The organism is Niallia sp. RD1 (assembly GCF_024219955.1).
GTDB classification, from domain to species: Bacteria; Bacillota; Bacilli; order Bacillales; family Cytobacillaceae; genus Niallia; species Niallia alba.
Window position 1 is genome coordinate 3,042,107 of the sequence record NZ_CP100420.1, and the last position, 13,033, is coordinate 3,055,139.

13 protein-coding genes and 2 pseudogenes are annotated in these 13,033 nt (G+C 34.9%); 9 read left to right on the top strand and 6 right to left on the bottom strand.

What is annotated here, in order from left to right:
* Positions 1–43: 43 nt before the first annotated feature.
* The gene (locus NKG37_RS14510) at positions 44–700 is read right to left on the bottom strand and encodes a methionine ABC transporter permease (protein WP_254414838.1); all 657 of its coding nucleotides are present in this window, start codon (positions 698–700) and stop codon (positions 44–46) included.
* Positions 700–1,713, bottom strand: a complete 1,014-nt coding sequence (locus tag NKG37_RS14515; protein WP_016204086.1) for a methionine ABC transporter ATP-binding protein — start codon at positions 1,711–1,713, stop codon at positions 700–702. Before NKG37_RS14515 ends, NKG37_RS14510 begins: the two co-directional genes overlap by 1 nt.
* A 297-nt stretch (positions 1,714–2,010) precedes the next feature.
* Here NKG37_RS14515 and NKG37_RS14520 point away from each other — a divergent pair.
* The 3 genes and pseudogenes from NKG37_RS14520 to NKG37_RS14530 all read left to right on the top strand — a co-directional run bounded on the left by NKG37_RS14520 (position 2,011) and on the right by NKG37_RS14530 (position 6,017).
* Positions 2,011–2,905 (top strand): annotated as a pseudogene (locus NKG37_RS14520) (fructose bisphosphate aldolase).
* Between the two features lie 354 nt (positions 2,906–3,259).
* Entirely contained in the window at positions 3,260–3,727 is a 468-nt protein-coding gene (gene tnpA / locus NKG37_RS14525) for an IS200/IS605 family transposase (protein WP_100525941.1), read from the top strand.
* A 226-nt stretch (positions 3,728–3,953) separates the two neighbouring features.
* Positions 3,954–6,017, top strand: a complete 2,064-nt coding sequence (locus NKG37_RS14530) for a methyl-accepting chemotaxis protein (protein ID WP_254414839.1) — start codon at positions 3,954–3,956, stop codon at positions 6,015–6,017.
* A 488-nt stretch (positions 6,018–6,505) separates the two neighbouring features.
* On the opposite strand, the gene NKG37_RS14535 is transcribed toward NKG37_RS14530, so the two are convergent.
* Complete coding sequence (locus NKG37_RS14535; protein WP_254414840.1) at positions 6,506–7,753, bottom strand: DUF438 domain-containing protein; 1,248 nt, start codon at positions 7,751–7,753, stop codon at positions 6,506–6,508.
* Complete coding sequence (locus NKG37_RS14540) at positions 7,746–7,994, bottom strand: DUF1858 domain-containing protein (RefSeq protein ID WP_016204082.1); 249 nt, start codon at positions 7,992–7,994, stop codon at positions 7,746–7,748. The genes NKG37_RS14535 and NKG37_RS14540 overlap by 8 nt, the downstream gene beginning before the upstream one ends.
* Positions 7,995–8,331: 337 nt before the next feature.
* Here NKG37_RS14540 and NKG37_RS14545 point away from each other — a divergent pair, with 337 nt between their 5' ends.
* The 6 genes and pseudogenes from NKG37_RS14545 to NKG37_RS14570 all read left to right on the top strand — a co-directional run bounded on the left by NKG37_RS14545 (position 8,332) and on the right by NKG37_RS14570 (position 12,406).
* A complete protein-coding gene (locus NKG37_RS14545) occupies positions 8,332–8,775 on the top strand; it encodes a PTS sugar transporter subunit IIA (RefSeq protein ID WP_016204081.1) in 444 nt (147 codons plus the stop codon).
* A 17-nt stretch (positions 8,776–8,792) separates the two neighbouring features.
* The gene (locus NKG37_RS14550; protein ID WP_254414841.1) at positions 8,793–9,089 is read left to right on the top strand and encodes a PTS sugar transporter subunit IIB; all 297 of its coding nucleotides are present in this window, start codon (positions 8,793–8,795) and stop codon (positions 9,087–9,089) included.
* 89 nt (positions 9,090–9,178) lie between these two features.
* Positions 9,179–10,522, top strand: coding sequence for an IS1380 family transposase (locus NKG37_RS14555; protein ID WP_118977697.1), 1,344 nt, complete (start codon positions 9,179–9,181; stop codon positions 10,520–10,522).
* 199 nt (positions 10,523–10,721) lie between these two features.
* A complete protein-coding gene (locus tag NKG37_RS14560) occupies positions 10,722–11,327 on the top strand; it encodes a PTS transporter subunit IIC (RefSeq protein ID WP_101730588.1) in 606 nt (201 codons plus the stop codon).
* A pseudogene (gene iolA, locus NKG37_RS14565) lies at positions 11,305–11,847 on the top strand (methylmalonate-semialdehyde dehydrogenase); the annotation flags it as partial. The gene NKG37_RS14560 and the pseudogene iolA, both read left to right, overlap by 23 nt.
* A 67-nt stretch (positions 11,848–11,914) precedes the next feature.
* Positions 11,915–12,406: a sugar phosphate isomerase/epimerase family protein gene (locus NKG37_RS14570; protein ID WP_254414842.1), complete on the top strand. Its 492-nt coding sequence runs from the start codon at positions 11,915–11,917 to the stop codon at positions 12,404–12,406.
* 63 nt (positions 12,407–12,469) lie between these two features.
* Here the strand turns inward: NKG37_RS14570 and NKG37_RS26345 are convergent, their stop codons facing one another.
* Both NKG37_RS26345 and NKG37_RS26350 read right to left on the bottom strand, forming a co-directional pair.
* Positions 12,470–12,646, bottom strand: coding sequence for a GNAT family N-acetyltransferase (locus NKG37_RS26345; protein WP_367975872.1), 177 nt, complete (start codon positions 12,644–12,646; stop codon positions 12,470–12,472).
* Positions 12,647–12,739: 93 nt separating this feature from the next.
* The gene (locus tag NKG37_RS26350; protein WP_367975874.1) at positions 12,740–12,958 is read right to left on the bottom strand and encodes a hypothetical protein; all 219 of its coding nucleotides are present in this window, start codon (positions 12,956–12,958) and stop codon (positions 12,740–12,742) included.
* Positions 12,959–13,033: the final 75 nt, after the last annotated feature.

Consider the following 13,033-nt stretch of genomic DNA (forward strand, 5'->3'; position numbering starts at 1 on the left):
TATCTCCTTATCTATATATTTAAAATGAAAGGTCTATTCTTGTTTAGTTACGTCTTGCTTTTCGTGCCAAGAAGTTACCAAGTGACTGTATTCCTTGAACCATAATAATAAGGACTATGACTGTTAGCACCATTACAACCGTATCGAATCTTTGATAACCATAAACAATCGCTAAATCACCTACACCACCTCCACCAACTGTTCCAGCCATAGCAGTTGCACCAATTAAACCAATTGTTGCGGTAGTAATAGAAAGAACTAAAGAACCAACTGCTTCAGGTAATAGAAAATACCAGATTATTTGTAAGGGAGTAGCTCCCATTGATTGAGCGGCCTCGATAATTCCTGGATTAACCTCTAAAAGAGAGTTTTCTACTAATCTGCCAATGTAAGAGGCGATATAAATGATTAGCGGAACTATTGCAGCAGCAGTTCCAATAGATGTTTGTACAATTAATCTAGTAAATGGAATAATGGCCACTAATAAAATAATAAAAGGAAGGGATCGTAAAATATTTATGATTGGATTTAATAGGGAATAGATTATTTTATTTTCCAATACTCCTCCATTTCTTGTTACAACTAATAATATTCCTAGCGGGATTCCAATTAAGGATCCAATAAATAGGGAGAATCCAACCATATAAAGAGTATCAATTATAGCTTGAAAAAATTGATCCAAAGTAATATTAGTAGTCATTACGTATGTACCTCCTCAAAAAGAACATTTTTATTTTGAAGATAGGATAGGGCATGTTGAATATTCGATGATTCGCCATTTAATTGAATAATCATATTACCAATTGCAGTACCTTGAATTTCCGTCATATTTGCATAAAGAATATTTAATTTGAGGTGATGATGATGGATTAGTTCATAGATGATTGGTTCTGAAGCTGTTTCTCCAATAAATTCAAGTTTAAAAGTTTGATGTCTAAAATCAACGTTATTTTGCAGGCTAGTTGGAACTTTTGCATGAATGACAGTTTGCACAAAATTTTTAGTTGTTGGATGTTGTGGTTTTCCAAACACTTCAAGGACGGTTCCAACCTCAATTATTTTTCCTTTTTCCATAACTGCTACTTTGTTACATATTTCCTGAATAACAGCCATTTCATGTGTAATAATCATAATCGTTATGTTATATTCTGCATTGATTTTTTTTAATAACTGTAAAATAGATTGTGTTGTTTCAGGATCAAGTGCAGATGTTGCTTCATCACAAAGTAAAATGGATGGGTTGGAAGCTAAAGCTCTAGCAATTCCAACGCGTTGTTTTTGACCACCTGATAATTCGCTTGGATAACTGTTTGATTTATCACTTAATCCGACAAAATCTAGCAATTCCGTTACCCTTTTTTTAATCTCTTGTTTCCCTTTCTTTTGAAGTACTAAAGGGATAGCTACATTGTCGAAGATCTTTTTTGATTCCAATAAATTAAAGTGCTGAAAGATCATTCCAATTTGTTTTTTTGTTTCCCTCAGTTCCTTTTTATTAAAATTGGCTAAAGATTGACCATTAACGATGACTTCTCCTTTTGTTGGTATTTCTAAATAATTCACAAGGCGAATTAGGGTGCTTTTTCCTGCACCGCTGTATCCTATGACACCAAAAATATCGCCTTTATTTACTTTTAAATTAATTCCTTTTAAAGCTTCTACTGTCGTATTCTTGCGCGTATAAGATTTATGAATGTTCTTTAATTCAATCATAGGCAAGTCCTTTCTAAATATTATTTTTCAAAAAACAGAAGGATGGTAAAATTCAGAATAATAAATTCCGACTATTCCCATTGATAATTAAGATAACGCTAAATGGCACCTTTTTAAATAGGTCTAAAGAACTATTATTTTCGAGATTTACTTTTTTTAAAAGTACCTAGTTGAAACTAGGACTAAACCATAAAAAGCTAACTAGAAGAAGAATAATAATAATAATAATGTTTTAACTTCTCCATGAATGTGAATAATTTAAGTAAATCATTCATATTAAGAGGAGGATAAAATAAGATGAACAACCAATTGGAGAAAATGAAAACAAAAAAGGGGTTTATTGCTGCATTAGATCAAAGTGGTGGCAGTACACCAAAGGCTTTGCTCCATTATGGAGTAGCAGAAAATACTTATGCAAATGAGGAAGAAATGTTTGATTTGGTGCACCAAATGCGGACAAGAATTATTACTTCTCCAGCATTTGATTCTGAGTATATTCTTGGTGCTATCTTGTTCGAACAAACGATGGATAGCAAAATAGAAGGGATGTATACGGCCGATTATTTAGCAGAGAAAAAAGGGATTGTCCCCTTTTTAAAAATTGATAAAGAGCTAGCAGAGCTCACAAATGGGGTTCAGTTGATGAAGCCAATCACAGATTTAGATGACATACTCCGTCGTGCGAAAGAACGTCATATTTTCGGAACCAAAATGAGATCTGTCATAAATGAAGCAAATCCAGAAAGCATTAAAGCAGTTGTGGACCAGCAATTTGAAATAGGAAAACAAATAATTGCAGCAGGATTAGTACCAAATTGAACCAGAAGTAGATATTAATAGCCCGGATAAAGAACAATCGGAAGCTATTTTGAAACAGGAACTATTAAAACACCTCCATAACTTAAAAGAAGATGAGAATGTCATGTTAAAGTTGTCGATTCCAACAGTTGCCAATACGTATAAAGAATTAACCACTCATTCAAGGGTTGTTCGCGTAGTAGCTCTGTCTGGCGGATATAGTAGAGAAGAAGCGAATCAAAAATTAAAAGAAAACGACAATATAATTGCAAGCTTCTCCAGGGCTCTAAGCGAAGAACTAAACGTCAATCAATCAGAAGAAGAATTCAACAACATCCTAAAAGAAGCAGTTACCTCCATTTATGAAGCATCTACTGCAAAGATAGGGAGATAGAGAATCAGGGGGACGGTTTTAGTGATTCCTATTAGGATTTAGTGACAGCTTAGTGGTGTCTTCTAAATCCTTCACAGTTATAATAGCATCTAAATAAAACGGGATTATTATTTTCTGAAAAATTGTTCTAAAGACACGGTGATAGATGTAAATAAGTGATATTAGAAATAATACTTTCATTCTTAGAGAAAAAATTCACCTTTTTTCTCTATTTTTTTGATGGTTTCGAAAACCCCTGGCTATGCCGGGGGTTCCGGAGAGCTTATAGCGAGGTAACAAAAAAACCTCCTTTCATGGTAGGATAAAGTTGGTTTCCCGACCAGTTTATCTCACGCAAGAAGGAGGTATTCCCTTATGAAGGACATGAACAGTTTAGCACATACAACATGGAATTGTAAGTACCACATAGTCTTTGCCCCAAAATACAGAAGGCAAATTATTTATGGCAAATACAAAAAGAGTATTGGACAAATCATAAGAGAGCTATGTGAAAGAAAAGGTGTCATCATACATGAAGCAAATGCCTGTCCGGATCATATCCATATGTTGGTTAGTATCCCACCAAAATTAAGTGTATCGCAGTTCATGGGTTACTTAAAAGGAAAAAGTAGCCTGATGATATTTGATCGACATGCGAATTTGAAATATCGCTATGGGAATCGGAAATTTTGGTGTCGTGGTTTCTACGTTGATACCGTGGGGAGAAATAAGAAACAAATACAAGAATATATAAGAAATCAGCTGAAAGAAGACTACATGGCTGATCAGCTAACATTGTTCGAAGAATTTGATCCGTTCACTGGTGAGAAAAATCGGAAGTAAATAAAGAAATTCTTTAGAATTGGTGAGTGAATGTGGTGCAGAAGGGAAACCTTTTCAGTGGGCCTTTAAGGCCGAGGCCGGTAAGAGAGGCTTTTAGCCGCAGAGCAAACCACCAGTTCACACTGGTGGTTTTGATTTGGAAAATAATTTTCCAGAGAGAATAGTCCTTAATAATAGGCAGTTACCTCCGATCATATAAGTGAGAAAAACCTATTGGAGGAAACAGATGAAAAAAACACAGCAGAGAAGAACAGGCATCGCGAAATCTATGATTATCTTCATTATTCCCGTTGTATTGGTTTGCCTTAATATTTTTTCAGCAATTGGCTATATATTTTCAAAGCAAGTAATTGTTAATCAATTAGATGAGCAAATGACAATAAAACTGAATGAAACAGCAGCACAGGTTAATGAGATTTTAGCATTGGAAAAAAGCGCTGTGAGAAGTATGGCAAAAGCAATTGAAGTGAATAGTGATAATTTAACAGAACAAAATTATAATGAGTTATTAACTAATTATATTTCGATGTATGATGAAACATTTGGAATGGGAATATGGTTTGAAAAAGATGCCTTTCCAGAAAAGGAGAAATTTGCACCATATGCTTATCGTAATGGTGATAAGATAGTAACCGACGATTCATACACAACAGGAGATATCGATATATGGTCGACAGAGTGGTATACAGTTGGTAAACAGATTGAGGGAGGATGGACAAAAGCTTACTTTGATCCTGCCACAAATGTATCGATGGTAACAGCAGCTTATCCAATTAATAAGAGCAATAATCAATTGCTTGGTGTAGTTACTGTAGATGTTGATATTAGCAGCATTCAGAAACTTATCGACGGTTTAGAGATTAATTATAATGGAAAAGCAATTCTAATAGATTCAGAGGGATATTTTTTAGGCGGCGTTGATCATACGCTCTTATCAAATACCAATATAGCAGATCAAGATAAGTCACCATATGCTGCTGTAACCGACGATTTGATAACAAGCGAAAGAGGAAAAACACAATATACAGAAGAGGGACAAAAATTCAGCTTTTATTACTCCACTCTCCCTAATACTAATTGGAAAATAGGAATAAGCGTTAGTGAAAAAAATTTATTTGCTAGCTTAAATCAGTTAGGGATTACTTTTGCAGTTGCAGTAGTGATTGCAACAACTATATTAACGATTTTGATTGTTATATATTCTACTAAAATGGGTAGAGTTGCTAAAAAATACAGCGGATTTGCAGAGGCTATTTCACTTGGAAGATTAGAAAATCAGTTTACCAATAAAGAGTTGAGCAGAAAAGACGAACTTGGCGATATTGGAAGAGCTCTTTCGATTATGCAAGATAAACTAAAAGATGTAATTGGAAATTTTCAAAACAATGCTGAGAATATTGATAACCATGCGAAAAATTTATCGTCTTTCTCACAAGACATTAGCGCCACTTCTGAAAATGTTGCCTCAGCTATAGCGGATGTGGCAGATGGAGCTTCAGTCCAATTTGAAAAATTAACGACAATAAAGACAGTTATTCATCAATTTGCAGATGACCTAAATAACATGGATCAATCAGTTACAGGTGTAAATGGATCAGCAGACTTGATTATGAGAATGGCTAAAGATAACAGTATAGAGATGGAGCAGATGATTCAGTCATTTGAAAAACTAAATCAAACGTTTCAGGAGGTAATTAATCGTGTAAATGCATCAGGGGGTAATATTAGTTCTGTTCAAGCAATGACAGAACTCATTCATTCCATTGCTGATCAAACTAATCTGCTTGCATTAAATGCGGCAATAGAAGCAGCAAGGGCAGGAGAGGCAGGGAAAGGCTTCTCTGTAGTTGCCAACGAGATAAGAACATTAGCAGAAAAAAGTAAAGATTCTTCCGAAAGAATTGATTCGATTATAAAAGGGGTATCACTAGATACTAAAAATATGGTTGGCACAGCGGAAGAAGTTAACAAGGACCTTCTTCAACAGAAAGAACAATTAGGCAGCACTATCCATTCTTTTGAAGAGATCTTAAAAGCAGTAGAAAGTATGATACCAGAGATAATAAAAACGAAAGATGCGTCAGTAAAAATTCAAAATGAGAAAGAGATTATTTTAGAAGAATTGGAAAATACATCAGCCATTTCTGAAGATGTAGCAGCTTCAGCAGAGGAAATATCTGCATCAGCAGAAGAAATGTCTTCAGCGACAATCGAAGTTAGTCATTCAGCTGTTAGTCTAGGAAAAATGACAGATGAGATGAAGGAAAAAATCAGCTTCTTTAAAATGTAAAATAAGAGACGGGCTGTCCTGCAAAGTCTACTACATAAACAAGCTGGATTTCTAGGTGTATGAGGAGAAATCCAGTTATGTAGTTAGATTTATATAGGACAGCTTTTATCTTTATTTATCCCACTCTTAATAGGCAATAAGACCACCACTGATAGAAGTTTTCTTATGGTCTCAGACTGTCTCGCTAATCCCCGTGGCGTCTTCGTGTATTCCGGCTGCTCTGTTTAACCAACTAATCATATTTCCTCTTGTAAAAAAGTGTGCGAAAGCAGCCCCCCGGAGGCAAAGCTGAGGAGGCTTAAGCTTAGCCCTACGGAAAGCGAAGTGTATTCTGGCTGTGGGGAATCGCACTAAACTTCATGGGAACATCCTTTAAAAAACAAATAAAAAACCAAACAATTATACGGAACTTTCATTAGTAGCTTCGTATAATTGTTCGATTTATCCTTGGCTGGAATACTTATGTCCCAGCCCCTTTCCTTATTTCATTAACCAAGAATTCTTTTTTCCCCGTCTATTGCTTGGATAGGCTGAATATTTTGGGTGAATTCTAAAGTTCCTATATATTCATTTTGTTCATTTCTTACGGCAAAATAACGTATATATACATATTTATCCTTGAATTTAATCCAGAAATCTTCACAATCTTTTTCTCCAGACTTAAATTCTTCTAATAATTTTTCCACTACATGTACACTTTTAGGAGGATGACAGTTTTGAACAGTACGTCCGATAACGGCTTTTGTTCGGGCAAATATTCTTTCTTTGCCATGAGAAAAGTACCGCACAACATCGTCTTTATCAATAAAGGTTATATCCACTGGCAAATGATTTAGCATTAGCTCTAGCTGTTTGACAGAAAGAATGCCAGTTTCTAAATGAATCAGTCCATCTTCTATCATATCTATAGAGGTTTTCTCTTGTATAGATACTCGCTTTGGAATCCATTTTTCTACTGGTTTAATAAAACAATAGCCAATTTCTTCGCTTTCGGTTGCAATTTTTATCCATTCATCTTCAGTTAATGTACTTTGGGCCATCGGAAATAGAATATTCTCTTCTTTGAAAATCATTTCAGTAGTTTCCTGAATTATAAAGTAAATATTATTCAGAATGTCTTGTTTGTCTCCGTGATAATCTTCTAATTGTTGTTTTGCTAATTTGATAGCATCACGAATTGTATCATCTACTCCCCACATAACCTGGGTAGGTCCATAAATACCGTATTTTTCAAGAAAGGGAAATAGTAAATTTTCTTTGCGGCTATAGTGTTTATCGATATCTAATAATAGTTGTATGTCCTCCAGAAGTTTTTGGACATTTTCTGGAGAATCATCTTTTTCAAATCGTTCATAATGAAGCTGAAGCTTGAAATTTACCAATAAATCAATTTCTTTATTTTCATGTTTAAAGGTATGAATTGGATGTCCAACTTCTTCTTCTAATTTTTGGGAAGAAGAGGCATGAATATCATCAATGGATCCTTTAAATACTGCTGTGTGCACAGAACATAATCGTTGTACTTCTTCAACTGGAATCCCTTCTTCTTCCATAAGAGCTTGTTCAAGCTGGGAAATTTCCGATACAGAAATATTACCAACGGCATTTTCAAATTGAGCTTTTACTTCTTCAACTGACTTGCCAACATGTAAATCTTTGATGATTTCTTTTAAAAGCCGTTGGCGTTCGGAAGCTTCTTTTTTTAATTCTTTTCGATTGTTTATTAATTCACTCATACGTGTCCCTTCCCTCTTCCATAATCGTAAACCCATGATCTATACAAGCTTGTTTTACTGTTTCTATTGATATTTTTCTCATGCGACATCCTTTAGGAATGGTCATGATTCGTCCTGCGGTTTGCATCATACGAGGGTCCGTAATTTTTTCAAAGCCTACCTCTTTTAAAACGTTAATTAATTCTGGATAAGTGGTTGTTAATTCTAAGATGGTTCGATTTAAATCTAATACTTTAGTCAATCGATAACACCTCTTTTAGTGATAATTATTCTCAATGGAAGTATAACAAAATAATCGGATAAAAAATGTGATGGAAATCACATTTTTATAAAAATTGATGTTTGAAAACGTGCTTACAGGAAGTTGTTTTATTTAGGTTCATGATTTGTTTCAGCAGTCAACAAAATAAGAACTCAATGAGCATTGAAGGAGAAAGCGCTTCAAACTACAATTTAATTAAAGGTGATCACTTTAAAAGATGTGAGAGATGGAGGGAAAATATTTTAAAGAAAGTATAAACGGAGAAAGATTATCAAAAGAAATGGATAAGTAAAGTGTTTGTAAGGAGGTAGTGATATTGTTAAACAATATCTTAGAAGAAGAATTAATCCAATTAAATGTAAAGGCGGATAATTGGGAGGACGCAATTAGAAAAGGTACACTACCTCTCGTAGTGAAGAACAAGGTTACAAAAGAGTATGTCAATAAAATTATTGAAATTGCCAAGTCGATTGGACCTTATATTGTTATTACTAAGCATGTTGCATTACCCCATGCTCCTGCGGAATTTGGAGCTAATGAAACAGCAATAGGGATCACTACATTGGATCGTCCTGTTAACTTTGGAAATGAAGCCAATGATCCAGTGAAGTATTTATTTTGTTTAAGCGCAACAGACAATAATAGTCATTTGGAAGCATTGGCAGAATTAGTAAAGTTATTGGAAAATGAGGATTTTTTTAAGCTATTAGATACTAGCAACAGTCCGAAAGAGATACTTTCATATATTAGTACTATTTAACTAAAGGGGCGATTTTTATGTATAAAGCATTAGTAGCATGTAGAGCAGGCGTTGGTTCAAGTTTGATGCTAAAAATAAAAGTTAATGAAGTGGTAAGAGAAAATAAACTGCCTATACAAGTAGAACATTCTTCATTAGATGGTGTACCTGGATTTGATGGTGAATTATTAATTACTCTTGTGGATGTCGCACAGGAATTAAGTAATAAAGGGATAAAGCAACATATTATTGGTATTGCCAATATTGTCGATAAAAAAGAAATTTTTGAGAAATTAAATAAATTTTTACAGGGAATAGAAATCCTGAGTCCGTGACGTAATTAATAATAAATGTGCCCACAAAGCCTGATATAATAATGTTATCAGCTGATTTATGTTGATAATTTTATTTCACCAGGCAGGTGTTGAAATTGGTTAAGTTTATTTTAGAAGATTCCGATGATACATTAACGACCCATTCGGGTCTAGGTTTAATAGGTTTGCTTTTATCAAAAACAAAATTTTACAAACGTTTTTCATCCTTAAAGGTCCCAGAAATCAAGTCGTCTCCGGCCATTCTTAATGGGGATGTTACCACTTCTTATGTGGGTCTATTGTGCCAAGGTAAGAATGATTTCGACCATATCGAAGAATTTCGAGATGATCCCTTCTTTTATCGTGCATTGGATATTCAAGTGGTTCCATCAAGTCCCACACTACGGCAACGACTCGATCAAATTGCCAAGGTGACTGGATGGAAATCCATTGTTCTGGAAGAATCGGCTAAACTAATACGGCAATTTGATTCTCCTGTCACTCCAACAATTACTAGTGACAAAAAATCATACGTACCTCTGGATATTGATGTATCGCCATTTGATAACTCAAATACTAAGAAAGAAGGGGTTAGTCGCACATACAAAGGATGTGACGGGTATTCCCCTAACTTCTCCTATTTGGGTCAAGAAGGCTACGTTGTAAATGTGGAACTTCGGGAGGGAAGCACACACGTTCAAAAGGATACTGAGAAATTTCTCGAGAAAAGTATTATATATTCTCGGATGATTACTGATCTATCGTTATTGGTCCGTATGGATGCAGGAAACGATAGTGTCGAAAACCTAAAAGTTTGTGTGAATGAAAAGGCCGATTTCATAATTAAACGAAATCCTCGCCGTGAAAAGCCTGAAAACTGGCTCATGGTAGCTGAACAATTCGGTAAATGCGTTCAGGAGCGAGAAGGAAAACGTGTATTCTATGGTGCTTTAGAAACAACTCCAAAGGGAATGAAAAAAGCCATTCGCCAAGTCTATAAAGTAACAGAAAGAACGATTGATAAAAACGGCCAAATCCTCTTAATCCCAGATGTTGAGTTTGAGAGCTATTGGACTACCCTACCTAATGAAACAGAGGAAATAATTAGCCTTTATCACGAACATGCCACTTGTGAACAATTCCACAGTGAATTAAAAACGGATTTAGACCTAGAACGTTTCCCTTCTGGGAAATTTGCCACCAATGAATTAATCTTACATCTTGGATGTTTAACCTACAATCTCCTTCGGATTATTGGCCAAGAAAGCCTGAAATCAGGGGATGCGCCGCTTAAAAGAAAGGTCTTCCGTCGCCGAGTAAAAACGGTTATCCAGAATTTGATTACATTAGCTGCAAAATTGGTAAAGCATTCCCGAAGAATTTACTTAAAGTTTGGAAATCATAGTCCTTGGTTTCCTACTTTTAAACGACTGTATCTTTCATTTACAACATAAGCCTAGGAAACTGAATAGGTAATAAGACCTGAAAAAAATTATAGGTAAGCAGGTTTTATTTAGTGTACACAAAAAACAATCAATCCAACTTAAATTAGTACGAATGGCAAGAAAATAAGGAATTCCTAAAATTATCGGAAGAATTATTTTTTATCACGGATTCAGGGAAATTTGAAAATAAGGAGCTGTTGGATAGATGATGCAATTCATTATTAGCTTATTTAGTAATCCGGCAATTATTTTAGCATTAGTTGCCTTGGTTGGATTACTAGCACAACGAAAAGCTATGACAGAAGTAATGACAGGTACATTTAAAACATTGATTGGATTTCTGATCTTTGGAATTGGTGCGAGCACAATGACAGCAGCACTAAAAAACTTTAACGTATTATTCCAAGCTGGCTTCGATTTGACAGGGGTTGTTGCCTCACCTGAAGCTGCGACAGCTCTTGCTCAATCTGAGTATGGTTTTGTAGTATCATGTACTTTAATTTTAGGATTTGTTATGAACTTAGTTTTTGCAAGAATTACTCCGATGAAGAATATTTTCTTCACAGGGGGACATAGTTTATTCTTCGCTTGTGTATTATCCCTAATAATTAAATCTTATGGATACTCAAATACAGTTGCTATTGTTCTTGGCGGGATTATTTTAGGTTTTTGCTCTGCTGCTTTACCGCAATTATGTCAGCCTTTTATGCGAAAAATTACAGGCAGTGATGCTACCGCTATAGGGCATTTTAATATGTTAGGTTATGCATTATCAGGTAGTATTGGAATGTACATTTGTTTTAAAACCATCTGAACGAACACCATTATTAACAAAGAGATTAGTAGAATTATTTACAGAAGCAGGGCTTCCTAACGGCGTATTTAACATAGTGTATGGTGCACATGATGTAGTAAACGGAATTTTAGAACATCCAGAAATTAAAGCGATTTCGTTTGTTGGTTCAAAACCAGTTGGTGAGTATGTGTACAAAAAAGGAAGCGAAAACTTAAAACGTGTGCAAGCGCTAACAGGTGCAAAAAACCATACGATTGTATTAAATGATGCAAATTTAGAAGAAACGATTACAAATGTTGTGTCTGCTGCGTTCGGCTCAGCTGGAGAACGCTGTATGGCTTGTGCAGTAGTAACGGTTGAAGAAGGAATTGTAGATCAATTTATGGAAGCATTAAAAGAGAGAACCAAAAATATTAAAATCGGAAATGGCTTAGAAGATGGTGTGTTCTTAGGACCAGTTATCAGAGAAGAAAATAAACAACGAACACTTAGCTATATTGAAAAAGGAATTGAAGAAGGTGCTAATCTTGTCTGTGATTCGACAGACATGGCCATTACAGATACGTTGATTCATGAAATTGATGTTTTACATTGGTTAGTGAATGATGACTATAAATCGGTACAAGTTATTATCCGATTTAGCCAATCCATATGGAGTAAAGCTAGCGCTTGAATTTATTGGCCATCCGCATGCAACCGTTAATACACTAAGCTTTGCTAATGAAATTGTAGCAGCCGTAAATCGTGAAAATGTTGGGATCGTATTTGATACCTTTCAGTTTTATGCAATGAATTCCACAATGGAAGATTTAAAAAATACGGATATTTCCAAAGTATTCTTATTTCATATTAAGGACGTAGAGGATTTTAACCCGGGGCTTTTGTTAGATGAGGATCGTCTATATCCTGGTGATGGAGTGATTGATTTGCCTAGCATTCTTTCTATTATAAAAGAAAAAGGTTTTTCAGATCATGCTTCTATTGAATTATTTAGACCAGAATATTATCAATTAACTGCAGAGGAAGTCGTGATAACAGCTAAGAATAAAACACTTAAGGTGTTAAATCAGGTTTTTTCAGTAGAGGAGATAAAGTGATACAAAAAAGGGGGACAACATTTATAAAGTGTGAAGACACTGTTTATAAATGTTGTCCCCTTTTTATTTTTTTAACTGCTTGATCATATTAAACCATTGCACGCCAGCATGATGGGAGTCGGCAATACCTTGATTTTGATAACCATTTTTCTCATAAAAAGGAATAAGCTCTTTGCGACAAGTTAGAGTGATGCTTAATCGCTCACCTTTTGCTGCTATTTTTTCTAACTTTTCAAGCAAGATACTAGCGATGCCTTTTCTTTGGTAATTGGGATGGACTGCAATGCCTAAAATGCTTTGTTGGCACCCTTTTGGAGGATTTGGAACAGTTTTTTAGAATAAGCCATCGGTAATAAAGGCTTTTGAGATAACGGGTCCATTAACATACCCTGTAACTACTCCGTTTTCTTCCATAATAATAAACGTATCAGGAATGGTTTCCATTCTATTTATAAAGGTTTCTTTTGTTGCTGCTTCTGCTGGAGTGAAAGCGATATTTTCTATTTCTAATAATGGTGATAAAACCGATGGTTGGACATTTCGAATGAGCATTTTTATTTCTCCCTATTCTTCATTTGAAAAAACTATTTAAGAAATATACAATAAACCACATAAAAATGAGAGAGA